The sequence below is a fragment of the Phenylobacterium sp. genome, assembly GCF_046463815.1.
GTDB lineage: Bacteria > Pseudomonadota > Alphaproteobacteria > Caulobacterales > Caulobacteraceae > Phenylobacterium.
The window spans coordinates 58921-84018 of sequence record NZ_JBKBRO010000019.1 but is presented as its reverse complement, the minus strand read 5'-3'; the positions used below and the strand labels follow the sequence as shown (position 1 = coordinate 84018).

The window sequence follows — 25098 nt, the reverse complement described above, 5'->3', positions numbered from 1 at the left end:
CGCCGCCGGGTCGATCCAGAGCAGCTCCTCGATCTCGGCCCGGGCCTGGACGCGGCCTTCCACCTGCACGGCGTAGGCGTGCGAGCGCACCGTCGCGCCGGGCTCGTTGGCGGCGGGCGCCTCGAAGCGCCCGACCAGCTCGGCGGCGGTCACGCGGACGCCCAGCTCCTCCGCGAGCTCGCGGGCGAGGGCGGCGCGGTCGTCCTCGCCCGGCTCGCGCTTGCCGCCGGGCAGCATGAAGCGTTCGGTCCCGCGCTTGCGGACCAGAAGCAGCCGGCCCCCGGGATCGCGGATAAGCGCGCCGACGACCGAGACGATCACGCGCCCAGCATGCGCGCCGCCCGGGGCGCGAAATAGGTGATGATGCCCGCCGCGCCGGCCCGCTTGAAGGCGCCCAGGCTTTCCAGGATGGCGCGGTCCTCGTCCAGCCAGCCGTTGCGGGCCGCGGCCATCAGCATGGCGTACTCCCCCGACACCTGGAACGCGAAGGTCGGCATGCGGAACTCGTCCACCACGCGGCGCACGATGTCGAGATAGGGCAGGCCCGGCTTGACCATGACCATGTCGGCGCCCTCGGCGATGTCGAGCGCCACCTCGCGGATCGCCTCGTCGGTGTTGCCAGGGTCCATCTGGTAGGTCTTCTTGTCGCCCGGATTGTCCACCGAGCCCGTGCCCAGCTTCCCGGAGCCGATGGCGTCGCGATAGGGCCCGTAGAACGCCGAGGCGTACTTGGCGGCGTAGGACATGATCATCACGTCCTGAAGACCCGCGCCTTCCAGCGCGGTGCGCAGGGCCGCCACCCGGCCGTCCATCATGTCGGAGGGGGCCAGGATGTCGCAGCCGGCCTGCGCCTGCACCAGCCCCTGGGCGACCAGCGCCTCGATGGTGGCGTCGTTGAGGATGCGGCCGCCCTCGATCAGGCCGTCGTGGCCGTGGTCGGTGAAGGGATCGAGCGCCACGTCGCACATGATCCCGACCTCGGGGGCGGCGTCTTTCATGGCCTTCACGGCGGTGCAGACGAGACCATTCGGGTCGGCGGCGAGCGAGCCGGTCGCGTCCTTCTTGGCGCCGTCGATATGGGGGAAGACGGCGATGGCCGGAATGCCCAGGGCCTTGGCTTCCCTGGCGGCCTTGGCGGCTTCCTTGACCGACAGGCGGGCGACGCCGGGCATCGAGGCCACCGGGACCTCGCCTTCGCCCTCGTGCACCACCATCGACCAGATCAGGTCGGCCGGCGTCAGCACGGTCTCGCGCACCAGCCGTCGGACCCAGTCGGCCTGGCGGAGGCGACGCATGCGAAGGGCGGGATAGGCGGCGAGGGGCGCTTGGGTCATGGCGGGCCTTTGGACCCTTAAGGCCGCCCCTGGCAAGTGCCGCGTGGCATGCTAAGGCCGTCGCAAAACAAGGGGAGGGGAAGCCGATGACCCTGAGCTACGACCTCTACTGGTCGTTCCGGTCGCCGTACTCGTACATGATCACGCCCAGGCTGCTGAAGCTTGAGGCCGAGCACGACGTCCGCTGCGACGTCCGGCCGGTCTATCCCCTGGCCGTGCGCACGCCCGAGTTCTTCGAGCAGCAGGACCCGCTCTGGCTCCGCTACTTCATGGTGGACGTCTTCCGCGAGGCGGCGTTCCGAGGCCTGCCGTTCCGCTGGCCCAGGCCCGATCCCGTGCAGCGGGACGAGGCGCATGGCTACCGCATCCCGCAACCCTACATCCATCGCCTGACGCACCTGGGCGTGGCCGCCGCCGAGCGCGGCCGGGGCCTGCCGTTCCTGGCCGAGGTCAGCCGCGTGATCTGGAGCGGCGAGGTGGACGACTGGCACGAAGGCGACCACCTGGCCCGCGCGACCGAGCGCGCCGGCCTGGACTGGGGCGAGATCACCGCCGCGGTGGATGCCGACCCCGAGCGTTTCCGGGCCATCGTCGAGAAGAACCAGGTGGACCAGCGCGACGCCGGCCACTGGGGCGTGCCCATGATGGTCTTCGGCGGCGAGCCGTTCTTCGGCCAGGACCGCTTCGATCAGATGGTCTGGCGGATGCAGGCCGCCGGCCTCGCGGCCCGGGGAGCTCCCCCAACGTCGGATTGACAGTCCGGAGCAAGCGCGCGAACTGCCGGCCATGGACTTCAACCTTACGGAAGACCAGCGGGCGATCGAGGACGCGGCGCGCGCCTTCGCCGCCGCTGAGCTCGCGCCGCACTCGGCGCGGTGGGACGAGGAGAAGCACTTCCCCGTCGACGTGATGCGCAAGGCCGCCGAGCTGGGCTTCGCGGGCCTCTACGTCCGCGAGGACGTGGGCGGCTCGGCCCTCTCGCGCCTGGACGCCTCGATCGTCTTCGAGCAGCTCTCGTACGGCGACGTGGCCACGGCGGCCTTCGTTTCGATCCACAACATGGCGTCGTGGATGATCGACCGGTTCGGCTCGGACGAGCTGCGCCGGCGGTACCTTCCCAGGCTCACGACCATGGAGCTGATCGCCTCCTATTGCCTGACCGAGCCCGGCTCCGGGTCGGACGCGGCGGCGCTGATGACATCGGCGCGAAAGGAGGGCGATTCCTATGTTCTGAACGGCTCCAAAGCCTTCATCTCCGGCGCGGGGACCTCGGACGTCTATGTGGTCATGGCCCGGACCGGCGGGGAGGGCGCGGGCGGCGTCTCCACCTTCGTCGTCGAGAAGGACACGCCGGGCCTCTCCTTCGGGGCCCAGGAGCGCAAGATGGGCTGGAACGCCCAACCCACGGCCCAGGTGAACTTCGACGACTGCCGCGTTCCGGCCGCGAACCTCGTGGGCGAGGAGGGGCAGGGCTTCAAGATCGCCATGGCCGGCCTCGACGGCGGGCGGATCAACATCGCCTCGTGCTCGCTGGGCGGGGCAGGGTTCGCCCTCGACACGGCCAAGGCCTACCTCGAAGGCCGCAAGCAGTTCGGCCGCGCTCTGAAGGAGTTCCAGGGCCTGCAGTGGCGCCTGGCCGACATGGCGACCGAGCTGGACGCCGCCCGGCTGATGGTGCGCCGGGCCGCCCACGCGCTCGACAACAAGGACCCGAAGGCCACCCAGTACTGCGCCATGGCCAAGCGGTTCGCCACGGATGCCGGCTTCGAGGTCGCCAACCAGGCGCTGCAACTGCATGGCGGCTACGGCTACCTGCGCGACTTCCCGCTGGAGCGGATCGTCCGGGACCTGCGGGTCCACCAGATCCTCGAAGGCACCAACGAGATCATGCGCGTGATCGTCGCGCGGGAGCTGCTGCGCGGATGAGCGAGCCTGAAGTCATCACCCGGATCGAGGGCCGCGTCGGGCGGATCACGCTCAACCGACCCCAGGCGCTCCATGCGCTGACCACGCAGATGTGCCGCGACATCACCGCGGCGCTGCTGGCCTGGCGGGACGACCCCGCGGTCGAACTGGTGCTGCTGGATCACTCCGGCGAGCGCGGCTTCTGCGCCGGCGGCGACATCCGCATGCTGGCCGAGAGCGGCGCCGCCGACGGCAAGGCCGCCCGGGAGTTCTTTTTCGTCGAGTACCGGCTGAACGACCTCCTGTTCCGCTATCCGAAGCCCACCGTGGCGATCATGGACGGCGTGACCATGGGCGGCGGCGTGGGGCTTTCGCGGCCCTGCCGGTTCCGGGTGGCCACCGAGCGGACCACCTTCGCCATGCCCGAGACCGGGATCGGCCTGTTCCCGGACGTGGGCGGCGGCTGGTACCTGTCGCGCATGCCCGACCACATCGGCCTGTGGCTGGCGCTGACCGGCGCGCGCCTCAAGGCCGCCGACTGCGAGTTGCTGGGCCTGGCCACCGACTATGTGGACAGCGCCAGGGTAGCCGAGCTGAAGGCCGGCATCGTGGCCGATCCCGGCGCGACCGAGACCCTGCTGACCGAGCTGGAGGGCGACGCCGGCCGGCCGCCGCTCGCGGCGCACCAGGACGAGATCGGCCGCCTGTTCGCCCAGGACAGCGTGGAAGCCGTCTTGGCGGCCCTGGAGAACGCCGGGACCGACTGGGCCGCCGAGCAGCTCAAGGTCATGGGGACCAAGTCGCCCCAGACCATGAAGGTCGCCTTCCGCCAGCTCCAGCTCGGCGCCAAGGCCGCGACCTTCGCCGAGAACATGGCGATGGAGTACCGCATCGGCGCCCGGGTGGTGCAGCGTCACGACTTCATCGAGGGCGTGCGCGCCGTGATCGTCGAGAAGGACAACGCGCCGAAGTGGAGCCCGGCGACGCTGGAGGGGGTCACCGACGACATGCTGGACGCGATCTTCGCGCCGCTGCCGGTGGACGAGGAATGGTCGCCGCTCCCCTGACGAGTGTGGCGCAACAGTTTGAGGTCCCGGAGGAAATCATGACCCGCATCGCCTTCATCGGCCTGGGCAACATGGGCGGCGGCATGGCCGCGAACCAGGCCAAGGCCGGGCATGAGGTCGCCGCCTTCGACCTCTCGGCGCAGGCGCTGGAGAAGGCGGCGGGCGCCGGCTGCAAGCCGGCCGCCTCGGTCGCCGAGGCGGTGAAGGACGCCGACGCGGTCATCACGATGCTGCCCGCCGGGCCGCACGTGCGCCAAGTCTACGCCGAGCAGGTGTTCCCGAACGCGCCCAAGTCGGCGCTGCTGATCGACTGCTCCACTATCGACGTGGAAAGCGCCTGCGCCGTGGCCGCCCAGGCCAAGGCCCAGGGCTTCCGGTTCGCCGACGCGCCGGTCTCTGGCGGAACCGCGGCGGCCGAGGCCGGGACGCTCGCCTTCATGGTCGGCTGTGACGAGGCGGACTTTCCGGCGGTCGAATCGGCGATCGCCCCGATGAGCCGAATCACCATCCGGGCCGGCGACCACGGTGCCGGGCAGGCGGCCAAGATCTGTAACAACATGGTCCTCGGCATCTCGATGATCGGCGTGTGCGAGGCCTTTGCCCTGGCCGAGAAGTTGGGCCTTGAGGGCGAACGGTTCTTCGAGATCGCGTCCAAGTCCTCGGGCCAGTGCTGGAGCCTGACCAGCTACTGCCCCTGGCCGGGGCCGGTTCCGACCGCGCCGTCCAACCGCGGCTATGAGGGCGGCTTCGCCACCGCCATGATGCTGAAAGACCTCAAGCTGGCCCAGGACGCGGCCGCCAAGGCGGGCGCCTCCACGCCGCTCGGCGCCGCGGCGGAGGGGCTCTACGCCCTGTTCGACCGCCTGGGCGGCGGCGGCAAGGACTTCTCGGCGATCCTGGAACTTCTCCGGGGCAAGGCGCCGCAGGCCTCTTGAGTTCCTGATCGCCGTTCACGAATTGTCAGGGTCCGTCCGCGACTCCAAGGACAGGGGGCTGCCGAATTTATGGACAAGGTGAATTCGGGGCGCCAAAAGGCGGCATATTTTCAGGGGCCGGTCGCCGCGCGAGATCGTCGGACGCGGGGCCGGGATTGAAGTCGATGGATTACAGGGGCGCCTTCCGCACTGCCTTGGAGAACATCCGTTCCGAGGGGCGTTACCGGGTCTTCGCGGACCTGAAGCGGCATCGGGGCCAGTTCCCGATCGCGACCTGGACGAGGCCGGACGGGTCCACGTCGGACGTGGTGGTCTGGTGCTCCAACGACTACCTGGGCCAGGGTCAGAACCCGGTGGTGCTGGACGCCATGCACCGGGCCATCGAGGCGGCCGGGGCCGGGAGCGGCGGCACGCGCAACATCTCGGGCACGACCCGCTACCATGTGGAGCTGGAGGCCGAGCTGGCCGACCTGCACGGCAAGGAAGCGGCGCTGCTGTTTACCTCGGGCTACGTCTCCAACGAGGCGACGCTGTCGACGCTCTACAAGATCCTGCCGGGCCTCTTGGTCTTCTCGGACGCGCTCAACCACAACTCGATGATCTCGGGCATCCGGGCGGGCAGGCGCGAGCAGCGCCACGTCTTCCGCCACAACGACCTTGAGCACCTGGAGGAGCTGCTGGCCGCGGCCGACCCGGCCGCGCCGAAGCTGGTGGCCTTCGAGAGCGTCTATTCCATGGACGGCGACATCGCCGACATCGCCGGCACCATCGCGCTCGCGAAGAAGTACGGCGCCATGACCTACATCGACGAGGTCCATGCGGTGGGCATGTACGGCCCGCGCGGCGCGGGCGTGGCCGAGCGCGACGGGCTGATGGGCGAGATCGACATCATCGAGGGCACGCTGGGCAAGGCCTTCGGGGTCATGGGCGGCTACATCGCCGCCGACGCGGTGATCGTCGACGCCATCCGCAGCTACGCCGACGGCTTCATCTTCACGACCTCGCTTCCCCCCGCGCTCGCCGCCGGGGCCGCGGCCTCCATCCGCTGGCTGAAGGCCCACGACGAGGTCCGCCAGGCCCACCAGGAACGGGCCGCTGCGCTGAAGGCCAAGATGCGCGCCGCCGGCCTGCCGGTGATGGATAGCGTCTCCCACATCGTGCCGGTGCTGGTGGGCGATCCGGTCCACTGCAAGATGATCAGCGACATCCTGCTGGAAGACCACGGCATCTACGTCCAGCCGATCAACTACCCGACCGTCCCGCGCGGAACCGAGCGCCTGCGCTTCACGCCCAGCCCCGCCCACACCGACGCCATGATGGACGACCTCGTCCGCGCCCTCGAAGCCCTCTGGACCCGCTGCAACATCAAGCGCGTCGGCGGAATGGCCGCCTGATCTCAGAAGACGTCGGTCACCTGGCAGACCTCGCTCCGGCCGCCACGGAAGACGGCGAGCTGGACGACGGCCGCCTCGTGGGCCACGCCCCGGCTTTCCACGGTGAAGACGTCGCCCAGGCTGGGCGCCAGCGGATCGACCGACCAGATGACGGCCTCGCGCCCGGCGCCGAGGTCGCTGTCGAGAATCTCGTAGCCGCTTTCGCAAAAGGGGCGCAGGGCGGGATCGGTCTGGCGCTGGGCCATCACTTCCTCCGCCGGACGCCTCGGCCAAGGCCGATCTTCTTGGCGAAATCCGACCGGCGCGCCGCGTAGGCGGGAGCCACCATCGGATAGTCGGGCGGCAGGTTCCACCGGCGACGGTATTCCTCCGGGCTCATGCCGTAGCGCGAGCGCAGGTACCGCTTGAGCATCTTGAGCTTCTTCCCGTCCTCCAGGCAGACGATGTAGTCGTGCTGGACGGAGCGGCCGATCGGCACGGCGGGCTTGGGACGCTCCTCGGGGACGGGAGCCGCCGATCCGCGGGTGAGCTGCTCCAGCGTCTGGTGGACGGTGCGGATGATGTCGGGCACGGCGTCGGCCGATACCGCATTGCGACTGACATAGGCGGCGACGATCCCGGCTCCCAGGCGCAGGATGTCCTCGCCCGATGGAGCCCCGGTGTCGGGTCCAACGCTCATGAATCCCCCTTTGGTCCACGCTGCACAGAGCCGAAGCGCGCGGCGCCTGCACTTCGGCCTAAGCGGCTGAACGCCGCACGCGCGGCTTGGTTCCCGTTGCGTCGCCGGCGCCGTCGGTTGGAACCGGCGCGCCAAGGGAGTAAAGAACCGCTCCCGCCCAGACTCACGCAGCCCCAGAAAGGCCCCGCCCTTGAACGCGCACGTGCAATCGCAAGCCCAGACGGACAAGTTCTTCCTCGAAGGCGTCGGCGCCGCCGACCCCGCCGTGGCCACGATCCTGGGCGGTGAACTGAAGCGGCAGCAGGACCAGATCGAGCTGATCGCGTCCGAGAACATCGTCTCCAAGGCGGTGCTGGACGCCCAGGGGAGCGTGCTCACCAACAAGTACGCCGAGGGCTATCCGGGCAAGCGCTACTACGGCGGCTGCGAGGTCGTCGACGAAGTCGAGGTGCTGGCCATCGAGCGGGCCAAGCAGTTGTTCGGCTGCGAGTTCGCCAATGTCCAACCCCACTCGGGCAGCCAGGCGAACCAGGCGGTGTTCATGGCGACCATGAAGCCGGGCGACACCTTCATGGGCATGAACCTGGACCACGGCGGCCATCTGACCCACGGCAAGAGCGTCAACCAGTCGGGCAAGTGGTTCAATCCGGTGGCCTACGGCGTCCGCGCCCAGGACCATCTGATCGACTATGACGAGGCCTACGAGGTCGCCAAGGCCAACAGCCCCAAGGTGATCATCGCCGGCGGATCGGCCTATTCGCGCCAGATCGACTTCAAGAAGTTCCGCGAGATCGCCGACGCGGTGGACGCCATCCTGATGTGCGACGTGGCCCACTACGCCGGCCTGATCGCGGCGGGCGAGTACCCGAACCCGTTCCCGCACGCCCACGTCGTGACCACCACCACCCACAAGACCCTGCGCGGCCCCCGCGGCGGCATGGTGCTGACCAACGACAAGAAGCTGGCCAAGAAGATCGACAGCGCGGTCTTCCCGGGCCTCCAGGGCGGCCCGCTGATGCACGTGATCGCCGCCAAGGCCGTGGCCTTCGGCGAGGCGTTGAAGCCCGAGTTCAAGCTCTACGCCCGCGCCGTGATCGAGAACGCCCGGGCCCTGGCCGACAGCCTGCAGAGCGTGGGCTTCAAGATCGTCTCCAACGGGACCGACAGCCACCTTATGCTTGTGGACCTGACGCCCAAGAACGTCAGCGGCGCCGCCGCCGAGGTCGCCCTGGAACGGGCCGGCATCACCACCAACAAGAACTCGATCCCGGGCGACCCGCTGCCGCCGATGCAGACCTCGGGCCTGCGCGTCGGTTCGCCGGCCGGCACCACCCGTGGTTTCGGCCCGGCGGAGTTCCGTCAGGTCGGCAAGTGGATCGGCGAGGTGCTGGACGCGGTCTCCACCGGCGAGGACTCCACGGCCGTGGAGCAGAAGGTCCGGAGCGAAGTGCTGGCGCTCACGAAGCGCTTCCCCATCTACTCCTAATGGCGTTTAGTGGCCGCAAAGGGGGCTAGATATGCGCTGCCCGTTCTGCGGCCACGACGAAACCCAGGTGAAGGACAGCCGCCCGTCGGAAGACGGGGCGGCTATCCGGCGTCGCCGACTGTGCCCGGCCTGCGAAGGCCGTTTCACGACCTTCGAGCGGGTGCAGCTTCGCGAGCTGACCATCCTCAAGCGCTCGGGTCGGCGCACGCCCTTCGATCGGGACAAGCTGGCCCGGTCGATCTCCATCGCCATCCGCAAGCGTCCCGTGGAGCCCGAACGGGTGGAGCGGATGATCTCGACCATCGTCCGCCAGCTCGAAAGCATGGGCGAGACCGAGCTGCCCTCTTCCACGATCGGCGAGTTGGTGATGAAGCAGCTCAAGGAACTCGATGACGTGGCCTACGTCCGGTACGCCTCCGTCTATCGCGACTTCCGCGAGACCCAGGACTTCGCCCGCTTCCTGGGCGAAGAAGGCCTGAGCGAGGTGGGCGAAGCGGGGCGCTGACATGCGCGTCACCCTCAAGCTCGCCACCTCGCTGGACGGCCGGATCGCCACCGGCTCGGGCGAGAGCCGCTGGATCACCGGCGAGCCGGCCCGGCGGGTCGTGCACTGCCTGCGGGCCGAGCACGACGCGGTGCTGGTCGGTGTGGAGACGGCCCTGGCCGACGATCCCGAATTGACCGTGCGCCTGCGGGGGTGGACCGGCCGGCAGCCGGCCCGGGTGGTGCTGGACAGCCGGCAACGGCTTTCACCGGACGGCAAGCTGGCGCGGACGGCCCGCGACGTCGCGACCTATGTGGTGGCGGTCGGCGCGCCAGAGCCTCGGCTGACGGATGTCGGCGTACGGGTGCTGACGGTTCCCGCCGCGGGTGACGAGCGGCCGGAACTGAAGAACGTGATTCAAGCCCTGGAAGCCGAAGGGTTTTCCCGGCTCTTCGTCGAGGGCGGGGGGCAGGTGGCGGCCGGTTTCCTGCGGTGCGGCCTGGTGGATGCGCTGGAGTGGTTCCGGGCCCCCATGGTGATCGGCGGGGAGGGGCGGCCGGGCGTCGGCGCCTTGGCTGTTGCGGCCCTCGCCGAGGCGCCCCATTTCCGGCGCGTGGCGGTCGAGCCGGTGGGCGACGACCTCTGGGAACGTTACGAAAGGATCTGAATGTTCACCGGCATCGTCACCGACGTGGGCCGCGTACGGTCCGTGCGGGAGACCAACCGCGACCGCCGCTTCGAGATCGAGACGGCCTTCGACACGGCAAGCATCGACATCGGGGCCTCCGTCGCCCACGCCGGCTGCTGCCTGACGGTCGTGGAGAAGGGTCCGGGCTGGTTCGCCGTCGAGGTCTCGGGCGAGACGCTGTCGCGCACCACGCTCGGTGAATGGACCAAGGGCCGGCCGGTGAACCTGGAACGCGCCGCCCGCGTCGGCGACGAACTGGGCGGCCACATCGTCTCGGGCCACGTGGACGGCGTGGGCGAGGTGGTGAGCGTCGAGAGCGAGGGCGGCTCGCACCGGGTGAAGGTCCGGGTTCCCCGCCCGCTGCATCGCTACATCGCCGAAAAGGGCTCGATCGCCGTGGAAGGGGTGTCCCTGACGGTCAACGACGTGGAGGACGACGTCTTCGGCGTGAACCTGATCCCGCACACCTGGGAGGTGACCACGCTGGGGACCCTGAAGCCCGGTTCGCGGGTCAACCTCGAGATCGACATGCTCGCCAGGTATCTCGCCCGCTGGCGCGAAACCGCCTAAAGGGGCGGGCATGAGCGACCAACCCCTCCGCATCCTCATCGTGGAAGCCCGGTTCTACGACGACCTCGCCGACGCCCTGCTGGAAGGCGCGACCGACGCCCTGAAGGCCTATGGCGCCGAATACGACGTGGTGACCGTGCCCGGCGCCCTGGAGATCCCCGGCGCCATCGCCATGGCCGAGGAGGCCGGACGCGGGCCGGGCGGCGCGCCCTACGACGCCTATGTGGCGCTCGGCACGGTGATCCGGGGCGAGACCTATCATTTCGAGATCGTCTCGAACGAGAGCGCGCGGGGCATCATGGACCTGACCGTGCGCAGGGGCCTGTGCATCGGCAACGGCGTGCTGACGACCGAGGACGAGGACCAGGCCTGGGCACGCGCCCGGCTCAGCGAGGGCGACAAGGGCGGCGGCGCGGCCCGCGCGGCCCTGGCCATGGTCGCCCTGAAGCAGCAGTTCGCGGGCAAGCGATGAGCGGCGCAAAGCAGTCCCGTTCCGTCGCCCGGCTGGCCGCCGTGCAGGCTCTCTACCAGATGGAGGTGTCGGGCGCCGGCGTGGAGGCGGTGATCCGCGAGTTCACCGACCATCGCTTCGACCGCGACGTCGAGGGCGAGACCCTGGCCAGCGCCGACGAGGCGTTCTTCGCCGATCTCGTGCGCGGCGTGGTTCGCGAGCAGAAGGTCATCGACGCGGCCATCGTCAAGCGCCTGGCCCAGGGTTGGCGTCTCGAGCGTCTGGACGCCACGGTGCGCGCGATCCTTCGAGCGGGGGCGTTTGAACTGAAGCACCGGTCGGACGTTCCGACCGAGGTGGCGATCGACGAATATGTGGAGCTCACCAAGAGCTTCTTCGAGGGACCCGAGCCTGGCTTCGTGAACGGAGCCCTGGACGCCGTGGCGCGGGATGTCCGGCCTGGATGAGTTCGGCGAGATCGCGCGCCTGTTCCGACCGCTGACCGGCGGGGCGGCGGGCGCCTTCGAGCTGAAGGACGACGCCGCAGTGATCCCACAGCGGCCCGGCTTCGACCTCGTGGTCACCAAGGACGCCATCGTCGAGGGCGTGCACTTCCCCTTGGGCGAGGCGCCCGACATGGTGGCGCGCAAGCTGGCGCGGGTGAACCTCTCGGACCTGGCGGCCAAGGGCGCGGAGCCGGCGGGCTGCCTGCTGGCCGTGGCCTGGCCCCGCAGCTACCAGCTCCGGGACCGCGAACGCTTCGCGCAAGGGCTGGCGGCCGACCTGGAGGCCTTCGGCATGCCGCTGCTGGGCGGGGACACGGTCTCCACGCCCGGACCGTTCACCGTCAGCCTGACCGCCTTCGGCTGGGTCCCGGAGGGGCGGATGGTGCGTCGGTCGGGCGCGCGGCCTGGCGACCTGGTGCTCGTCAGTGGGACGATCGGCGACGCCACCCTCGGCCTGGCCGCCGTGAAGGGCGAGATCGAGGATCCCGACGGGTCGCTCGCCTACCGCTACCGCCTGCCTGAACCCCGCCTCGACCTGCGCGCGGCCCTGCGGCGGGCGGCGACCGCCGCGGCGGACGTCTCGGACGGCCTGATCGCCGATGTCCGGCACATCGCGGAGGCCAGCGGCGTCGCCGTCACGCTTGACCTGGAGCGGCTCCCGCTGTCCGGCGCGGCGGCGACTTGGCTCGAAGGCCAGCCGGACACGGCCGCGGCGCTCCTGCGGCTGGCCTCGGGGGGCGACGACTACGAGGTCGTCTGCACGGTCCCGCCCGGCGTGCGCAAGCCGCCGGGATTCACCGTCGTCGGGAAGATCTCCGAAGGCGAGGGCGTCGAGGTGCGCGCCGTCGGCCGGACGCTGGAGCCGGGCGCCGGCGGCTGGCGCCACGCCTGAACCTCAGACGAACTGGAACCGGACGGTCGAGCGGCCGAAGTCCAGGGCCACCTGTTCGAACTGCATGAGCAGGTCCATCCCCAGCACCAGCGCCGGCTTGTCCTCAAGGCCCCAGATCTTGAAGACGTGCATGTCGGCGTAGCTGACCTGAACGTTGCCCAGGTGCAGGCCGCCCAGCTTGAGGAAGGGCAGGAAGACCGTCTCGCCCCGGAACACCTCGCCCGCCAGGGACTCCATCTTCACGTATTCCGGCGGCGCGGCCTTGCCCTTGCGAATCTCGGACGCGCGGACCAGATCGCGCAGCGGCTTGTTGCAGAGCGAGCCCTGCGCGCCGGAGTCGACCAGGGCGCTGATCGGCACGCCATTCAGGTCGGCGCCGACGATGGTGAGCTGGCCCAGCCGCTTGCGGGCCGGCACCACCACCACCCGGTTGGGCTCGGGCTGGTCGGCCCGGGACCCGGTGATCTCGATGGACCGCGCCTTGAAGTCGAGGACCAGGCGCTGGCCGCGCAGCCAGTCGATCCCCAGGACGCCGTCGACGCCGGGGCCCTTGAGGGGCAGGGCGGGGGCCCGGACCCGGCGCCGGTTGCGCTTGCCGACCTTCAGTTCGTCGATGACGAAGCTGGGTCGTTCACGCACCCCCACGACGGTATGGACCATGGCCGGCGGGCCGGGTTCGAGAGACAGCTCCTCGACGAGGCGGGGCGAGACGCAGCTCGTGTTGGCGCCGGTGTCGAGCAGGAACTGGTAGGGGCCACGGCCGTTGATGGTCACCGGCGCCATCAGGTGGGTGAACCGGTCCTCGCCCGCGCTGAGCTCGGTGTGATCGTCGTCGCCCGGACCGGGGGTGTCCTCCACGGCCTGCGCCCGGACCGCGCCCAGGGGTAGGGCCGCCGCGCCGGCGGTCAGCAGACCGACGGCTGTACGTCTTGTCGGAGACATGGCTCCGATTTCCTCCCATTGTTCTTGTGCTGAAGATACCATCGTTCTGCTGGGGCAGCCATTCGCCGTGAGCAGGAAAGAATGACGCAACCGAATCGAGGCGAGGATGACGCCATGCTCCGCCGCGCCCTGATCGCCCTGCCGCTGATTCTCCTGCCCGCCGCCCCGCGCGCGGCCGAGAAGGAGAAGGAAGGGGAGGGCAAGGAGGTTGGACAGTACGTCGACCTGGCGCCCGTGGCCTTGCCGATCGTGGCCGAGGGCCGGCTCGTGAACTACGTCTTCGTCTATGTCCGCATCAATCTGACCGGGAAGGCGGACGTGCCCCGCCTGCGCGAGAAGGAGCCCCATTTCCGTGACGCCCTGGTCCGGGCCGGACATCGGACGCCGTTCACCCTGGCCAGCGACTACAGCAAGATCGACACCGCGAAGCTGTCGGCGACGCTGCAGCGGGAAGCCACGGCCATCGCCGGACCGGGCCTGATCCGGTCGGTCGTGGTCACATCGCAGTCTCCCCGCCGGCGGGTGGCGACGCCCAAGGCCTGAAGACGGCCTCCGCCCACCAGCGACGGCGTTCGGCGGACGCCGGTCGCTGCGGTTGCGCACCCCTCGGAAACCTGGATAGTTTCGCCGTCCTGCCGGGGACGAACGAAGCTCCGGCGCATGGGGAAACGTAATCAGGGGCTGGGAACACGCCGGTCGGCCGCCCAGGCGGGGGTCCGGCGTCCCCTCCGCGCAGATCGCAAAGGGGTGCGCAAACTATGAGTTCAACGCTTATGCTGGTGATCGTCGCCGGCCTGCTCGCGGTGCTCTACGGCATCGTACAGAGCAGTTCGCTGTTGCGGGCCTCGCCCGGCAACGCGCGGATGCAGGAGATCGCCGCCGCCATTCAGGAGGGCGCGCAGGCGTACCTCAACCGCCAGTACACCACCATCGCGATCGTCGGCGCGGTCATCCTCGTCGCCGCCTTCCTCCTGCTCGGCTGGGAAGCCGCGCTGGGCTTCGCCATCGGGGCCGTGCTTTCGGGCCTCGCGGGCTTCGCCGGCATGCTGATCTCGGTGCGGGCCAACGTGCGCACGTCGCAGGCCGCCTCCGAGAGCCTGGCCAAGGGCCTGTCCCTCGCGTTCCGTTCGGGCGCGATCACCGGCATGCTGGTGGCCGGCTTCGCGCTGCTGGGCGTGTCGGTCTACTTCGCGGTGCTGACCAACGTGCTGGGCCATGGGGCCACCGACCGGGTCGTCGTGGACAGCCTCGTCGCCCTGGGCTTCGGCGCGTCGCTGATCTCGATCTTCGCCCGTCTGGGCGGGGGCATCTTCACCAAGGGCGCCGACGTGGGCGGCGACATGGTGGGCAAGGTGGAGGCCGGCATCCCCGAGGATGACCCGCGCAACGCCGCGACCATCGCCGACAACGTGGGCGACAACGTCGGCGACTGCGCCGGCATGGCCGCCGACCTCTTCGAAACCTACGCCGTGACCACCGTCGCGACCATGGTGCTGGCGGCGATCTTCTTCCGCGGCTCGGGCGTCGAACTGGACATGATGCTGCTGCCGCTGGCCATCTGCGGCGTCTGCATCGTGACCTCGATCCTGGGCACCTTCTTCGTCCGCCTGGGCAAGAAGCAGAACATCATGGGCGCCCTCTACCAGGGCCTCATCGTCACCGGCGTGACCTCGATCGCGGCGCTGTGGTTCGTCATCAACAAGCTGGTTCCGGGCGCGGTGACCGCCGGCGCGTTCACCTTCGGTCCCACCGAGCTCTTCTGGTGCGGCGTCGTGGGCCTGCTGGTGACGGCGGCCATCGTGGTCATCACCGAGTACTACACGGGCACGGGCTTCCGGCCGGTGAAGTCGGTGGCCAAGGCGTCGGTCTCCGGCCACGGCACGAACGTGATCCAGGGCCTGGCCATGTCGCTGGAATCCACGGCGCTGCCCGCGCTGACGATCATCATCGGCATCCTGGTGACCTACAACCTGGCCGGCCTGTTCGGCATCGCCATCGCCACGACCGCCATGCTGTCGCTGGCCGGCATGATCGTCGCCCTCGACGCCTTCGGCCCGGTGACGGACAACGCCGGCGGCATCGCCGAGATGGCGGGCCTGCCCAAGGAAGTCCGCGTCTCCACCGACGCCCTGGACGCCGTGGGCAACACGACCAAGGCCGTGACCAAGGGCTACGCCATCGGTTCGGCCGGCCTGGGCGCGCTGGTGCTCTTCGCCGCCTACACCGAGGACCTGAAGTTCTTCTCGGCCAACGCCGCGCCGGGCTCGTTCTTCGAAGGCCTGGGTTCGGTCGCCTTCGACCTGTCGAATCCCTACGTGGTGGTCGGCCTGCTGTTCGGCGGCCTGCTGCCGTTCCTGTTCGGCGGCATGTCGATGACCGCCGTGGGCCGGGCCGCCGAGGCGGTCGTCGCCGAGGTGCGTCGCCAGTTCAAGGAGAACCCCGGGATCATGACCGGGGAGGTGAAGCCGGAATACGGCCGCGCCGTCGACATCCTGACCAAGGCGGCCATCCGCGAGATGATCGTGCCGTCCCTGCTGCCCGTGGTCTCGCCGGTGCTGCTGTTCTTCGCGATCCGCGCGATCTCGGGGAACAATGACGCCTTCGCGGCGCTCGGCGCCATGCTGATGGGCGTGATTGTCACCGGCCTGTTCGTCGCCGTCTCGATGACGAGCGGCGGCGGCGCCTGGGACAACGCCAAGAAGCTGATCGAAGAAGGGCATTACGGCGGCAAGGGCTCTGACGCCCACAAGGCGGCCGTGACCGGCGACACCGTCGGCGACCCCTACAAGGACACCGCAGGCCCCGCGGTGAACCCGATGATCAAGATCACGAACATCGTGGCCCTGCTGCTGCTGGCGGTCCTGGCCCACACGGCCTGATCTGCCGGCGACGGCCGAAACAAAGACGCCCCGGAGAGCGATCTCCGGGGCGTTCTCTTTTCGGGATGGAGGGGAGGGCCCTACCGGCGGTCGCCGGGGCGGCTGCCAGGAACCCCTTCGTCCTCGCGCGGCAGCATGCCGCCGCGGCCGACGCTACCCAGGAGCTGTTCGATGACGGTCATCTCGCGGCCGCGGGTGGGTGTTTCGCGCCCGTTGTAGGCGATCACCTTGCCGTCCTTGAGCGTGTAGTTGTTCACCGCCTCGACGGCCTCCGTCTCCTTGTTGAAGGTGATGGCGGTGACGTTACGGGCGGTCACCTGCGGCTTGCGGAAGGCGACCCGCTGCTTGACCTGGTTCACGTAGAACCAGGTGTTCGGGTCGAAGGTCGAGGTGGCCGAGGGCGAGCCCAGCTTGGCCCGCACGGTCGACTTGGTGTCGGTCCCGACGGCCACGTCCTTGGGATTGGCGTCGATCGCCTGGAAACCCGAGTAGGTGGTGATCGGCGCACAGGCGGTGAGCCCGGCTGCGGCGATGAGGCCGGCGGCGAGGGCGGCGGTGGCGGCGCTGCGGAACATTCGGTCGGTTTTCCAATCCCCTGACGGGCAAGAGCCTTTGACCTATAGCCGGCCGCCCCTTAGTTCAATGCCGCCTTTAACCGCGCCTTCTGGCGAAATCGAGGCCGTCCGATGCTGAAGAGCCTGTTCAAGCCCCGCCCGGCCCAGGTCGCTGGCCGCGCCCTCTATGGGCGCGTGGTCGAGCAGGCCCGCTCGCCGGCGCTCTACCGCGACCTCGGGGCGCCCGACACGGTCGAGGGCCGTTTCGAGCTTTACAGCCTGCACGTGGTCCTGCTGCTGGAGCGCCTGCGCCTCCAGGGCGACCAGGCCGCCGAGACGTCCCAGGCGCTGTTCGACACCTATGTGCGGGCGCTGGACGACGCCCTGCGCGAGATGGGGGTCGGCGACCTCGCCGTCGGCAAGAAGATGCGCAAGCTGGGCGAGGCCTTCTACGGGCGGGCCAGGTCATATCTGGCCGCGCTGGAGGCCCTGCCGGACCGCACGCCCCTGGAAGCCCTGCTGGGCCGGACGGTCTATGCGGACGCCGAGGATCGGTCCGCCGCCCTGGCCGACTACCTGCTGGCCCAGCGCGACGCGCTGGCGGCCATCCCGACCGAGCGGCTGAACGCCGGCGAGGTGACTTGGAGGCCGGCGTGAGCGACGGGTGGCACAGGCCGCTTCGCCTTCACGAGCTCGCCCGCGGGCCGGTGAGCCTCGCCCTCGCGCCGGACGACGGCGAACGTGCGGCCGTGGCCAAGCGCCTGGGGCTGAGCAGCCTGCCGGCGCTGAAGGCCCAACTGACGGTGAAGCCCTGGCTGGACGGGGCCGAGATCGCCGGCCGCTTCGACGCCATCGTGGGGTATGTCTGCGGCGTGACCCTGGAGCCCTTCGAACAGGCGGTCTCGGGGGAGATCCACGCCCGCGCCGTGCCGGCGGGCAGCCCGAACGCGCCCGCGGAGACCGGCGGCGGCGAGATGGAACTGGACCTCGAGGCCGACGACCCGCCGGACGTCCTGCCCGGCGACGCGCTCGACCTGGCGGAGTACGTCGTGGAGCACCTGTCGCTGGAGATCGACCCGTTCCCGCGCAAGCCCGGCGCCACCTTCGACTACGCTTCGGACGCGGAGGAGGAATCGCCCTTCGCCGTCCTGAAGAAGCTCAAGGACCCGAAGCCTTAGGCGCCGCCGCCGAGGTTTTCAGATGCAGGACCGCCGCGTATGGTCGCCATGATTCCGGCTGCAGGCGGCCGAGGGACGAAAGCGCCGACTTGACCCAACCACTGGTGATTTCCATCGACGCCATGGGCGGAGACCACGGGCCGTCCGTGACGGTTCCGGCCGTCTGGCGCGCGCTCAAGGACCTGCCGGCCGACGTCCGCGTCCTCCTCCATGGCGACGAAGCGCAGGTGGCGGCCGAGGTGGGCAAGTGCGCGGGCCTGGCCGTCCGCGCCGAGATCCGCCACGCCGAGCGCGTGATCGGCATGGACGAGAAGCCGGCCCAGGCGCTCCGCCGGGGCAAGGACACCTCAATGTGGAACGCCATCGAGGCGATCCGCGAGGGCGAGGCGGGTGTCGCCGTCTCTGCCGGCAACACCGGCGCGCTGATGGCGATCTCCAAGTTGATCCTGCGGATGAGCGCCGACCTGGACCGGCCGGCCCTGGTGGCCAGCATCCCGCATGCCAAGGGGCTGACGACGTTCCTGGACGTCGGCGCCAACGTGGACTGCGACGCCGAGCGGCTGGTCGAGTTCGCCATCATGGGCGAGGCCTACCATCGCGCCGCCCACGGCGTGGCGCGGCCCACTGTGGGCCTGCTGAACGTCGGCTCCGAGGAGATGAAGGGCCACGAGGAGGTCCGCGAGGCCAACCGCATCCTGCGCGAGGGCCACATCGATCTCGAGTACCGCGGCTTCGTCGAGGGCGACGACATCACCCAGGGCACGGTCGACGTCATCGTCACCGACGGCTTCACCGGGAACGTGGCGCTGAAGTCCATGGAGGGGGCCGCCCGCTTCATGTACGGCGAACTGCGCGCCGCCCTGACCGCGGGGCCGTTCTCGTCGCTCGGCGCCCTCCTGGCGCGACCCTCGCTGCTGCGGTTCCGCGACCGGATCAACCCGCCGCCCGCCGCCCCGCTGCTGGGCCTGAACGGTCTGGTCCTCAAATGTCACGGCGGGGCCGGCGACCGCGAGTTCGCCAAGGCGGTGCGCGCGGCGGCTGACGTTGCGCAAAGCGGCTTTGCGTCTGAGATCGAACGGAATATGAGGCGGCTTCCCGCCGCGCTCGCTCCCGCGGCGCCAGCCCCCGCGGATGGAGCCGCCTGAATTGTCCAACGTGCTGCGTAGCGTGGTGACCGGCGTCGGCGGGTTCCTGCCCGACCGCATCGTCACGAACGACGACCTCGCCAAGATCGTCGACACCTCCGATGAATGGATCCGAGAGCGCACCGGCATCCGCCAGCGCCGCCAGGCCCCGGACGGCACACCGGTTTCGGACCTGGCCGTGGAGGCCGCCCGGCGCGCGCTCGACGCCGCCGGGCGCTCGCCCGAGGACGTGGACCTTATCGTGGTGGCCACCACCACGCCGGACCTGACCTTCCCCGCCACCGCCGCCATCGTGCAGCGCAAGCTGGGCGCGCCCGTGGGCGTGGCCTTCGACGTGCAGGCCGTCTGCTCGGGCTTCGTCTACGCCCTGTCGGTGGCCGACGGCTTCGTGGCCCGCGGGCGCGCCAAGTGCGCCTTGGTGATCGGCGCCGAGGTCATGACCCGCCTCATGGACTGGAACGACCGGGGCACCTGCGTGCTGTTCGGCGACGGCGCCGGCGCCGTGGTGGTGGAGCCCCGGGCCGGGCAGGGGATCACGTCCGACCGCGGCCTGCTGGGCTTCGCGCTGCGCGCCGACGGGACCAAGCAGGACCTCCTGTATGTGGACGGCGGCGTCTCCACCAACCGCCAGACGGGCTACCTTCGGATGCAGGGCAACCAGGTGTTCCGCCATGCCGTGGTGAACATCTCCGAGGCGGTCACCGCCGCCGCGGCCGACGCCGGAATCGAGGTTTCGTCCGTCGACTGGTTCATCCCGCACCAGGCCAACCAGCGCATCCTGGAAGGCGTCGCCAAGCGGCTGGGGATCGACGAGCACAAGGTCATCTCGACCGTGGCCGAGCACGCCAACACCTCGGCCGCCTCGATCCCGCTGGCCCTGGACCAGGGCATCCGCGACGGACGAATCAAGCCCGGTCAGCTCCTGCTCATGGAGGCCATGGGCGGAGGTCTGACATGGGGCGCCTGCGTCGTCCGCCTCTAGCGGTTAAGCATCAACCGCAACGGGCGACTTGAAGTCTTTGAGCCGATAGGACAATCAAGGTCCATGAACGACGTCTCGTCAGGGGCAAAGGCAAGGATGAAAGGCGCCACCGTCACCCGGGCCGACCTCTGTGAGGCTGTCCACGAGCAGGTGGGCCTCACGCGCCAGGACTGCGCCGAGCTGGTCGAGCGCGTCCTTGAGCTGATGTGCCAGGCCCTGGAGCGGGGCGAACAGGTGAAGCTCTCGGGCTTCGGCGTGTTCCAGGTCCGCGCCAAACGCGCCCGTATGGGCCGCAACCCCAAGACCGGCGAACCCGCCGCCATCGACCCCCGCCGCGTGATCGGCTTCCGCGCTTCCCAGGTGATGAAGGCGCGGGTCGACCGGGCGCTGTCGCGGTGAGGACGCCTTAGGCCGTGGCCAAGGGGCCCGACGCCTTCCGCACGATCTCCGAAGCGGCGGAAGAGCTCGACGTGCCCCAGCACGTGCTGCGGTTCTGGGAAACGAAGTTCGCCTTCATCCGGCCCATGAAACGGGCGGGCGGCCGCCGATTCTATCGGCCCGCCGACATCGCGGTGCTGCGCGGTGTTCGCCGGCTGCTGCATGACGAGGGCTACACCATCAAGGGCGTCCAGAAGCTCCAGCGCGAGCAGGGGCTGAAGCGTCTGGTCGCGGCCGGGGAGGGCGTGAGCCCGGCCGCGCCGACGCCGGCCGATCCGGGGGCCGTTCACCGGCCCGGCGGCCGGGACGGACTGCTCACGGCGCTGCGAGACCTGCAGGCGGCCAAGAGCCGCCTGGACGATCTGCTTCGCAAATAGGGGAATATCTCGCCGCCGGGCGACTGGTCGGAGCGGCGGGATTCGAACCCACGACCCCTTGACCCCCAGTCAAGTGCGCTACCAGGCTGCGCTACGCTCCGTCGGCCCAGGCGGCGAGGCGCGCCTTATAGGCGGGCTCGCGCTTTCGCGGCAATCCCGAAATCACCGTCCCCGGTTCATCCAGGCGATGAGCGGCATGATCGGCACGAACCAGGCGAAGCCGGCGACCGCGTAGAAGGCGAGCTGGGCGGCCCAGTGTTCGGGGATGAACTCGCCGATCGCCGTCGCGGCCCAGACATAGAAGGCAAGGAAGGCGAGAATCGCGAAGAGGCCGATGAGCTTGCGGACGCGTGCGGACATGGCCCGCGTGATAGCGGGGTCGCGCTTGCGGCGTAAGACCGATAAAGGATGCGGCCAGCTTTCGGTCTTCAGGTTGCGCCCGCGTATCTCATGACCTCGTTCCTGCGTTCCGACCGTTCCAAGCCCGTCGCCGTCTGGCTGTTCGTCGTGGCCGCCCTCGTTCTGGCGATGGTGATCGTCGGCGGCGCCACCCGCCTGACGGACTCCGGCCTCTCGATCACCGAGTGGAAGCCGGTCACCGGCGCCGTTCCGCCGATGAGCGATCAGGCCTGGCAGGCCGAGTTCGAGCGCTACAAGCAGATCCCTCAGTACGCTCAGATCAACCGGGGCATGAGCCTTTCGGCCTTCAAGTCGATCTACTGGTGGGAATGGGGGCACCGGTTCCTCGGCCGCCTGACCGGCCTCGTCTTCTTCGTCCCCTTCGTCTGGTTCGCCGTCCGCCGGGAGATCCCGCGCCGCCTGTTCTGGCGGCTGGCCGGCATCTTCGTGCTGGGCGGGCTCCAGGGCGCGGTCGGCTGGTGGATGGTGGCGAGCGGGCTTTCCGAGCGCGTCTCGGTCGCCCCCGAGCGGCTGATGGTCCACCTGGGCGTGGCCTTCGCCCTGCTGGTGGCGCTTTTGTGGACCGCCTTCGACGCCTGGTCGGGCGCGGCCCGCCAGACGCTCCCCAGTCCCTGGGGACGCCGGGCCGTGGGCCTGATGGGGCTGATCTACCTCCAGATCCTGCTGGGCGCCCTGGTGGCCGGCAACGACGCCGGCCTCGTCTACAACGACTTCCCGCTGATGAACGGGCGGCTCGTCCCCGACGACTACGCCGGGGCAGGGCTCTGGGCGACACTGGCCCACAGCCAGGGAGCCGTTCAGCTCCATCACCGCCTGGGGGCCTATGTTCTGACCGGGGTGGCGCTGGCGATCGGCTGGGCGGCCTGGCGATCCAACTACCTGGCGCGCGAGACGAAGCTGCTGGGCGTGGCCGTGGCCGGCGCGGTCGTGCTCCAGGCTATGCTGGGGATCGCCACCCTGATGATGCGCGCGCCGCTGGCTCTGTCCATCGTCCACCAGCTCGCCGCGGCCCTGGTTCTCGGCCTGGCGACGGCGTTTGCGTGGCGGACCCGGCGCATCTAGCTGCAGAAATGCACGGTATTATGATACCGTATACATCAAATAATTGATTTTACGCGGTTTTACGAATTCGAGGCGCCGAAAGCGCGGTTGACAGCCGCCGCTTTGGTCGGCATATGCCCCGCCTCACGTCGGGAGCGCGTCCGCGCGCACCCCAGTTTTTACGGATCGCACCCATGTTGAAGGCTACGACGGCTTCGCTGAAGCCCGCCGAGGTCGAGAAGAAGTGGATCGTGGTCGACGCCAAGGACGCCGTCGTCGGTCGTCTCGCGTCGTTCATCGCCATGCGTCTTCGCGGCAAGCATCGGCCCGACTACACCCCCCACGTCGACTGCGGCGACTTCGTTGTCGTGGTGAACGCCGACAAGGTGAAGTTCACCGGCAAGAAGCTCTCGGACAAGATCTTCTACTGGCACACCGGCCATCCGGGCGGCGTCAAGCAGCGCACGGCCGGCCAGATCCTCGGCGGCAAGTACCCCGAGCGGGTGCTGGAGAAGGCTGTCGAGCGCATGCTGCCCAAGGAAAGCCCGCTCGCCCGCAAGCAGATGACGCACCTGCGCATCTATGCCGGCGACGAGCACCCGCACGCGGCGCAGAATCCCGAGACCATCGCGTTCGCCGAACTGAACGCCAAGAACGTGCGGAGCGCGTAATGAGCGAAGCCACCACGACCGAAGCCACGGGCTTCGACGCCCTCAAGGGCCTCGGAACCCAGGAAGAAGCCGTCGTCCGCGAGCCGAAGATCGACGCCCAGGGCCGCGCCTACGCCACCGGCAAGCGCAAGAACGCGGTCGCCCGCGTGTGGATCAAGCCCGGCAAGGGCAAGGTCACCATCAACGGCCGCGACCAGGAAGTCTATTTCGCCCGCCCCGTGCTGCGCATGATGATCGCCCAGCCGCTGCAGGTGGCCGATCGCCTGGGTCAGTTCGACGTCGAGGTGACGGTGCAGGGCTCGGGCCTGTCGGGCCAGGCCGGCGCCGTGCGTCACGGCCTCGCCAAGGCGCTGACCTACTACGAGCCGGGCCTGCGCTCGGTCCTGAAGCCGCACGGCTTCCTGACCCGCGACCCGCGCGTCGTCGAGCGGAAGAAGTACGGCAAGGCCAAGGCCCGCCGCAGCTTCCAGTTCTCGAAGCGCTAACCGCGCGCGAGCACTCGCGTTACGGACAGGGCGCTTCGGGAAACCGGAGCGCCCTTTCTCTTATCTGGATCACGTCATGGCCCACTCAGTCTTCATCGACGGCGAAGCCGGCACCACGGGGCTTCAGATCCGCCAGCGCCTGGAAGGCCGCGCGGACCTGGAGATCGTCTCGATCGATCCCGAGCTGCGCAAGGACCCGAACGCCCGCGCCGAATTGCTGAACGGCGTGGACGCCGTGATCCTGTGCCTGCCCGACGACGCGGCCAGGGAAGCGGTGGCCATGATCGCCGCGCCCGAGGTGCGGGTGGTCGACGCCTCCACCGCCCACCGGGTCGCGCCCGGCTGGACCTACGGCTTCGCCGAGATGGGGCAGGGGCAGCGCGAGGCGATCCGGGCCTCGAAGCGGGTCGCCAATCCCGGCTGCTATCCCACGGGCTTCATCGCGTTGGTCCGGCCGCTGGTCGCCGCGGGTCTGCTGCCGGCTGACTTCCCGGTGACCGTGAACGCCGTCTCGGGCTACTCGGGCGGCGGCAAGGGGCTGATCGAGGAGTTCGAGCGCCGGGCGGCGCCCGAGGGCACGAACGACGCCTTCCGCACCTATGGCCTGAACCTGGCCCACAAGCACGTGCCCGAGATGCAGGCCTACGGCGGTCTCGTGCATCCCCCGCTGTTCGCCCCGGCCGTGGGCCGCTACGCCCAGGGCATGCTGGTGGAGGTCCCGCTGCAGCTCTGGGCCGTGGCCGGCAAGCCCACGCCGCGCGACCTGCACGACGTCCTCACCGCCGCCTACGCCGGCGAACGGTTCGTGGACGTGGCGAGCTGGGAAGAGTGCGAGGGCCTGCAGAAGACCCGGGCCGGCGCGGCGAACTACGTCCAGGCGCTGGACCCCGAGGCCCTGAACGGCACGAACCGCATGCGCCTGTTCGTGTTCGGCGAGGCCATGCGCGGCCAGGCCCGGCTGGTGGCCCAGCTCGACAACCTGGGCAAGGGCGCCTCGGGCGCGGCGGTGCAGAACCTCAACCTGATGCTGGGCCTCGACGAAGGCGTCGGACTCTAGGACCGCTTGCATCCTTGGAATGGTCGGGCGCGTAATGGCGTCATGAGCCGCCATGACCTCGATCGCCGCGCGTTCCTGCTGGGCGCATCCCTCCTTGCGCTGGGCGCGAGCCCCGCTGCCGCCGCGGCGGACCCCTACGCGAACTCCCCGTTCCGCAAAATCCCGGACGCGGAGTGGAAGACGCGGCTGCCCGGTCCCGCCTATCGCGTCCTGCGCCACGAGGATACCGAACGTCCCGGGACGAGCGCGCTCCTGGAGGAGCACCGCAAGGGGACCTTCGTCTGCGCCGGCTGCGACCTGCCGCTGTTCCGTTCGGAATGGAAGTACGAGAGCGGTACGGGCTGGCCCAGCTTCTTCCGGGTGATCCCCGGCGCTGTCGGCCAGAAGACCGACTTCAAGATCGGCATCCCGCGCACCGAGTACCATTGCGCCCGCTGCCTCGGCCACCAGGGGCACGTCTTCGACGACGGGCCAAGGCCCACGGGCCTGCGCTACTGCAACAACGGCGTGGCGCTGAAGTTCGTCCCCGCCTGAACGG

General features: G+C 69.7%; 32 protein-coding genes and 1 tRNA gene. 25 read left to right on the top strand and 8 right to left on the bottom strand.

What is annotated here, in order from left to right:
* Together ACK4TT_RS13860 and hemB are read right to left on the bottom strand one after the other, a co-directional pair.
* A partial coding sequence (locus ACK4TT_RS13860; protein WP_410213223.1) for an NUDIX hydrolase occupies positions 1 to 321 on the bottom strand: 321 nt, incomplete at its 3' end.
* Entirely contained in the window at positions 318 to 1334 is a 1017-nt protein-coding gene (gene hemB / locus ACK4TT_RS13855) for a porphobilinogen synthase (RefSeq protein WP_410213222.1), read from the bottom strand. The genes ACK4TT_RS13860 and hemB, both read right to left, overlap by 4 nt.
* A gap of 86 nt (positions 1335 to 1420) precedes the next feature.
* Between hemB and ACK4TT_RS13850 the strand changes: the two genes are divergently transcribed.
* The 5 genes from ACK4TT_RS13850 (at position 1421) to hemA (ending at position 6635) form a co-directional block, all read left to right on the top strand.
* Positions 1421 to 2089, top strand: a complete 669-nt coding sequence (locus tag ACK4TT_RS13850) for a 2-hydroxychromene-2-carboxylate isomerase (protein ID WP_409640073.1) — start codon at positions 1421 to 1423, stop codon at positions 2087 to 2089.
* Between the two features lie 31 nt (positions 2090 to 2120).
* Entirely contained in the window at positions 2121 to 3260 is a 1140-nt protein-coding gene (locus ACK4TT_RS13845) for an isobutyryl-CoA dehydrogenase (RefSeq protein WP_410213221.1), read from the top strand.
* Positions 3257 to 4306 (top strand): enoyl-CoA hydratase/isomerase family protein, encoded by a 1050-nt coding sequence (locus ACK4TT_RS13840; protein WP_410213220.1) that lies wholly within the window; start codon positions 3257 to 3259, stop codon positions 4304 to 4306. The genes ACK4TT_RS13845 and ACK4TT_RS13840 overlap by 4 nt, the downstream gene beginning before the upstream one ends.
* A 38-nt stretch (positions 4307 to 4344) precedes the next feature.
* Positions 4345 to 5241, top strand: a complete 897-nt coding sequence (gene mmsB / locus ACK4TT_RS13835) for a 3-hydroxyisobutyrate dehydrogenase (protein WP_409640065.1) — start codon at positions 4345 to 4347, stop codon at positions 5239 to 5241.
* 164 nt (positions 5242 to 5405) lie between these two features.
* Positions 5406 to 6635: a 5-aminolevulinate synthase gene (gene hemA, locus ACK4TT_RS13830; protein WP_410213219.1), complete on the top strand. Its 1230-nt coding sequence runs from the start codon at positions 5406 to 5408 to the stop codon at positions 6633 to 6635.
* A 2-nt stretch (positions 6636 to 6637) separates the two neighbouring features.
* On the opposite strand, the gene ACK4TT_RS13825 is transcribed toward hemA, so the two are convergent.
* Both ACK4TT_RS13825 and ACK4TT_RS13820 read right to left on the bottom strand, forming a co-directional pair.
* Positions 6638 to 6880, bottom strand: a complete 243-nt coding sequence (locus ACK4TT_RS13825) for a hypothetical protein (protein ID WP_409640051.1) — start codon at positions 6878 to 6880, stop codon at positions 6638 to 6640.
* On the bottom strand, positions 6880 to 7314 hold the full coding sequence (locus tag ACK4TT_RS13820) for a MucR family transcriptional regulator (RefSeq protein WP_409640048.1): 435 nt from the start codon (positions 7312 to 7314) through the stop codon (positions 6880 to 6882). Before ACK4TT_RS13820 ends, ACK4TT_RS13825 begins: the two co-directional genes overlap by 1 nt.
* A gap of 202 nt (positions 7315 to 7516) precedes the next feature.
* On the opposite strand from ACK4TT_RS13820, the gene glyA reads away from it, so the two are divergent.
* The 7 genes from glyA to thiL are packed head-to-tail and all read left to right on the top strand — an operon-like array spanning position 7517 to position 12391.
* Positions 7517 to 8800, top strand: a complete 1284-nt coding sequence (glyA, locus tag ACK4TT_RS13815) for a serine hydroxymethyltransferase (protein ID WP_409640045.1) — start codon at positions 7517 to 7519, stop codon at positions 8798 to 8800.
* 31 nt (positions 8801 to 8831) lie between these two features.
* Complete coding sequence (nrdR, locus tag ACK4TT_RS13810; protein WP_409640042.1) at positions 8832 to 9305, top strand: transcriptional regulator NrdR; 474 nt, start codon at positions 8832 to 8834, stop codon at positions 9303 to 9305.
* A 1-nt stretch (position 9306) separates the two neighbouring features.
* Positions 9307 to 9951, top strand: a complete 645-nt coding sequence (locus ACK4TT_RS13805) for a RibD family protein (RefSeq protein ID WP_409640039.1) — start codon at positions 9307 to 9309, stop codon at positions 9949 to 9951.
* Positions 9952 to 10542, top strand: a complete 591-nt coding sequence (locus ACK4TT_RS13800) for a riboflavin synthase (RefSeq protein WP_410213218.1) — start codon at positions 9952 to 9954, stop codon at positions 10540 to 10542.
* A 10-nt stretch (positions 10543 to 10552) separates the two neighbouring features.
* Complete coding sequence (gene ribH, locus ACK4TT_RS13795) at positions 10553 to 11014, top strand: 6,7-dimethyl-8-ribityllumazine synthase (RefSeq protein ID WP_410213217.1); 462 nt, start codon at positions 10553 to 10555, stop codon at positions 11012 to 11014.
* Positions 11011 to 11460 (top strand): transcription antitermination factor NusB, encoded by a 450-nt coding sequence (nusB, locus tag ACK4TT_RS13790; protein WP_409640030.1) that lies wholly within the window; start codon positions 11011 to 11013, stop codon positions 11458 to 11460. Before ribH ends, nusB begins: the two co-directional genes overlap by 4 nt.
* Positions 11444 to 12391 (top strand): thiamine-phosphate kinase, encoded by a 948-nt coding sequence (thiL, locus tag ACK4TT_RS13785; RefSeq protein WP_409640027.1) that lies wholly within the window; start codon positions 11444 to 11446, stop codon positions 12389 to 12391. The genes nusB and thiL overlap by 17 nt, the downstream gene beginning before the upstream one ends.
* A gap of 3 nt (positions 12392 to 12394) precedes the next feature.
* On the opposite strand, the gene ACK4TT_RS13780 is transcribed toward thiL, so the two are convergent.
* Positions 12395 to 13333 (bottom strand): retroviral-like aspartic protease family protein, encoded by a 939-nt coding sequence (locus tag ACK4TT_RS13780; RefSeq protein WP_409640024.1) that lies wholly within the window; start codon positions 13331 to 13333, stop codon positions 12395 to 12397.
* A 114-nt stretch (positions 13334 to 13447) separates the two neighbouring features.
* On the opposite strand from ACK4TT_RS13780, the gene ACK4TT_RS13775 reads away from it, so the two are divergent.
* Positions 13448 to 13876: a hypothetical protein gene (locus ACK4TT_RS13775; RefSeq protein WP_409640021.1), complete on the top strand. Its 429-nt coding sequence runs from the start codon at positions 13448 to 13450 to the stop codon at positions 13874 to 13876.
* 215 nt (positions 13877 to 14091) lie between these two features.
* Positions 14092 to 16212: a sodium-translocating pyrophosphatase gene (locus ACK4TT_RS13770; RefSeq protein ID WP_409640018.1), complete on the top strand. Its 2121-nt coding sequence runs from the start codon at positions 14092 to 14094 to the stop codon at positions 16210 to 16212.
* Between the two features lie 80 nt (positions 16213 to 16292).
* Here the strand turns inward: ACK4TT_RS13770 and ACK4TT_RS13765 are convergent, their stop codons facing one another.
* On the bottom strand, positions 16293 to 16787 hold the full coding sequence (locus ACK4TT_RS13765; protein ID WP_409640015.1) for an outer membrane protein assembly factor BamE: 495 nt from the start codon (positions 16785 to 16787) through the stop codon (positions 16293 to 16295).
* Between the two features lie 111 nt (positions 16788 to 16898).
* Here ACK4TT_RS13765 and ACK4TT_RS13760 point away from each other — a divergent pair, with 111 nt between their 5' ends.
* The 6 genes from ACK4TT_RS13760 to ACK4TT_RS13735 all read left to right on the top strand — a co-directional run bounded on the left by ACK4TT_RS13760 (position 16899) and on the right by ACK4TT_RS13735 (position 20886).
* A complete protein-coding gene (locus ACK4TT_RS13760; protein WP_409640012.1) occupies positions 16899 to 17423 on the top strand; it encodes a ubiquinol-cytochrome C chaperone family protein in 525 nt (174 codons plus the stop codon).
* Positions 17420 to 17944: a YceD family protein gene (locus tag ACK4TT_RS13755; protein ID WP_410213216.1), complete on the top strand. Its 525-nt coding sequence runs from the start codon at positions 17420 to 17422 to the stop codon at positions 17942 to 17944. The genes ACK4TT_RS13760 and ACK4TT_RS13755 overlap by 4 nt, the downstream gene beginning before the upstream one ends.
* Positions 17945 to 18033: 89 nt before the next feature.
* Positions 18034 to 19089 (top strand): phosphate acyltransferase PlsX, encoded by a 1056-nt coding sequence (plsX, locus tag ACK4TT_RS13750; protein ID WP_409640006.1) that lies wholly within the window; start codon positions 18034 to 18036, stop codon positions 19087 to 19089.
* Position 19090: 1 nt separating this feature from the next.
* Positions 19091 to 20071, top strand: a complete 981-nt coding sequence (locus ACK4TT_RS13745; protein WP_409640003.1) for a beta-ketoacyl-ACP synthase III — start codon at positions 19091 to 19093, stop codon at positions 20069 to 20071.
* Positions 20072 to 20167: 96 nt separating this feature from the next.
* The gene (locus tag ACK4TT_RS13740) at positions 20168 to 20470 is read left to right on the top strand and encodes an integration host factor subunit alpha (RefSeq protein ID WP_409640000.1); all 303 of its coding nucleotides are present in this window, start codon (positions 20168 to 20170) and stop codon (positions 20468 to 20470) included.
* A 14-nt stretch (positions 20471 to 20484) separates the two neighbouring features.
* The gene (locus ACK4TT_RS13735; RefSeq protein WP_409639997.1) at positions 20485 to 20886 is read left to right on the top strand and encodes a MerR family transcriptional regulator; all 402 of its coding nucleotides are present in this window, start codon (positions 20485 to 20487) and stop codon (positions 20884 to 20886) included.
* 24 nt (positions 20887 to 20910) lie between these two features.
* Here ACK4TT_RS13735 and ACK4TT_RS13730 read toward each other — a convergent pair.
* Positions 20911 to 20987: transfer RNA gene (locus tag ACK4TT_RS13730), tRNA-Pro, on the bottom strand.
* A gap of 61 nt (positions 20988 to 21048) precedes the next feature.
* Positions 21049 to 21246, bottom strand: a complete 198-nt coding sequence (locus ACK4TT_RS13725) for a DUF2842 domain-containing protein (protein WP_409639994.1) — start codon at positions 21244 to 21246, stop codon at positions 21049 to 21051.
* 90 nt (positions 21247 to 21336) lie between these two features.
* Here ACK4TT_RS13725 and ACK4TT_RS13720 point away from each other — a divergent pair, with 90 nt between their 5' ends.
* The 5 genes from ACK4TT_RS13720 (at position 21337) to msrB (ending at position 25094) form a co-directional block, all read left to right on the top strand.
* Positions 21337 to 22368, top strand: a complete 1032-nt coding sequence (locus ACK4TT_RS13720; protein WP_410213215.1) for a COX15/CtaA family protein — start codon at positions 21337 to 21339, stop codon at positions 22366 to 22368.
* 176 nt (positions 22369 to 22544) lie between these two features.
* Positions 22545 to 23018, top strand: a complete 474-nt coding sequence (gene rplM / locus ACK4TT_RS13715; RefSeq protein ID WP_409640060.1) for a 50S ribosomal protein L13 — start codon at positions 22545 to 22547, stop codon at positions 23016 to 23018.
* On the top strand, positions 23018 to 23503 hold the full coding sequence (rpsI, locus tag ACK4TT_RS13710; RefSeq protein ID WP_409639988.1) for a 30S ribosomal protein S9: 486 nt from the start codon (positions 23018 to 23020) through the stop codon (positions 23501 to 23503). Before rplM ends, rpsI begins: the two co-directional genes overlap by 1 nt.
* 76 nt (positions 23504 to 23579) lie before the next feature.
* Positions 23580 to 24560 (top strand): N-acetyl-gamma-glutamyl-phosphate reductase, encoded by a 981-nt coding sequence (gene argC, locus ACK4TT_RS13705; RefSeq protein WP_409639985.1) that lies wholly within the window; start codon positions 23580 to 23582, stop codon positions 24558 to 24560.
* Between the two features lie 42 nt (positions 24561 to 24602).
* Positions 24603 to 25094, top strand: coding sequence for a peptide-methionine (R)-S-oxide reductase MsrB (gene msrB, locus ACK4TT_RS13700; RefSeq protein WP_409639982.1), 492 nt, complete (start codon positions 24603 to 24605; stop codon positions 25092 to 25094).
* Positions 25095 to 25098 lie beyond the last annotated feature (4 nt).

Bases quoted from the DNA above. Each gene is read 5' to 3' on its own strand.
- hemB (WP_410213222.1), bottom strand. From the start codon at position 1,334: ATGACCCAAGCGCCCCTCGCCGCCTATCCCGCCCTTCGCATGCGTCGC.
- ACK4TT_RS13850 (WP_409640073.1), top strand. From the start codon at position 1,421: ATGACCCTGAGCTACGACCTCTACTGGTCGTTCCGGTCGCCGTACTCG.
- ACK4TT_RS13845 (WP_410213221.1), top strand. From the start codon at position 2,121: ATGGACTTCAACCTTACGGAAGACCAGCGGGCGATCGAGGACGCGGCG.
- ACK4TT_RS13840 (WP_410213220.1), top strand. From the start codon at position 3,257: ATGAGCGAGCCTGAAGTCATCACCCGGATCGAGGGCCGCGTCGGGCGG.
- mmsB (WP_409640065.1), top strand. From the start codon at position 4,345: ATGACCCGCATCGCCTTCATCGGCCTGGGCAACATGGGCGGCGGCATG.
- hemA (WP_410213219.1), top strand. From the start codon at position 5,406: ATGGATTACAGGGGCGCCTTCCGCACTGCCTTGGAGAACATCCGTTCC.
- ACK4TT_RS13825 (WP_409640051.1), bottom strand. From the start codon at position 6,880: ATGGCCCAGCGCCAGACCGATCCCGCCCTGCGCCCCTTTTGCGAAAGC.
- ACK4TT_RS13820 (WP_409640048.1), bottom strand. From the start codon at position 7,314: ATGAGCGTTGGACCCGACACCGGGGCTCCATCGGGCGAGGACATCCTG.
- nrdR (WP_409640042.1), top strand. From the start codon at position 8,832: ATGCGCTGCCCGTTCTGCGGCCACGACGAAACCCAGGTGAAGGACAGC.
- ACK4TT_RS13805 (WP_409640039.1), top strand. From the start codon at position 9,307: ATGCGCGTCACCCTCAAGCTCGCCACCTCGCTGGACGGCCGGATCGCC.
- ACK4TT_RS13800 (WP_410213218.1), top strand. From the start codon at position 9,952: ATGTTCACCGGCATCGTCACCGACGTGGGCCGCGTACGGTCCGTGCGG.
- ribH (WP_410213217.1), top strand. From the start codon at position 10,553: ATGAGCGACCAACCCCTCCGCATCCTCATCGTGGAAGCCCGGTTCTAC.
- nusB (WP_409640030.1), top strand. From the start codon at position 11,011: ATGAGCGGCGCAAAGCAGTCCCGTTCCGTCGCCCGGCTGGCCGCCGTG.
- thiL (WP_409640027.1), top strand. From the start codon at position 11,444: ATGTCCGGCCTGGATGAGTTCGGCGAGATCGCGCGCCTGTTCCGACCG.
- ACK4TT_RS13780 (WP_409640024.1), bottom strand. From the start codon at position 13,333: ATGTCTCCGACAAGACGTACAGCCGTCGGTCTGCTGACCGCCGGCGCG.
- ACK4TT_RS13775 (WP_409640021.1), top strand. From the start codon at position 13,448: ATGCTCCGCCGCGCCCTGATCGCCCTGCCGCTGATTCTCCTGCCCGCC.
- ACK4TT_RS13770 (WP_409640018.1), top strand. From the start codon at position 14,092: ATGAGTTCAACGCTTATGCTGGTGATCGTCGCCGGCCTGCTCGCGGTG.
- ACK4TT_RS13765 (WP_409640015.1), bottom strand. From the start codon at position 16,787: ATGTTCCGCAGCGCCGCCACCGCCGCCCTCGCCGCCGGCCTCATCGCC.
- ACK4TT_RS13760 (WP_409640012.1), top strand. From the start codon at position 16,899: ATGCTGAAGAGCCTGTTCAAGCCCCGCCCGGCCCAGGTCGCTGGCCGC.
- ACK4TT_RS13740 (WP_409640000.1), top strand. From the start codon at position 20,168: ATGAAAGGCGCCACCGTCACCCGGGCCGACCTCTGTGAGGCTGTCCAC.
- ACK4TT_RS13725 (WP_409639994.1), bottom strand. From the start codon at position 21,246: ATGTCCGCACGCGTCCGCAAGCTCATCGGCCTCTTCGCGATTCTCGCC.
- ACK4TT_RS13720 (WP_410213215.1), top strand. From the start codon at position 21,337: ATGACCTCGTTCCTGCGTTCCGACCGTTCCAAGCCCGTCGCCGTCTGG.
- rpsI (WP_409639988.1), top strand. From the start codon at position 23,018: ATGAGCGAAGCCACCACGACCGAAGCCACGGGCTTCGACGCCCTCAAG.
- argC (WP_409639985.1), top strand. From the start codon at position 23,580: ATGGCCCACTCAGTCTTCATCGACGGCGAAGCCGGCACCACGGGGCTT.
- msrB (WP_409639982.1), top strand. From the start codon at position 24,603: ATGAGCCGCCATGACCTCGATCGCCGCGCGTTCCTGCTGGGCGCATCC.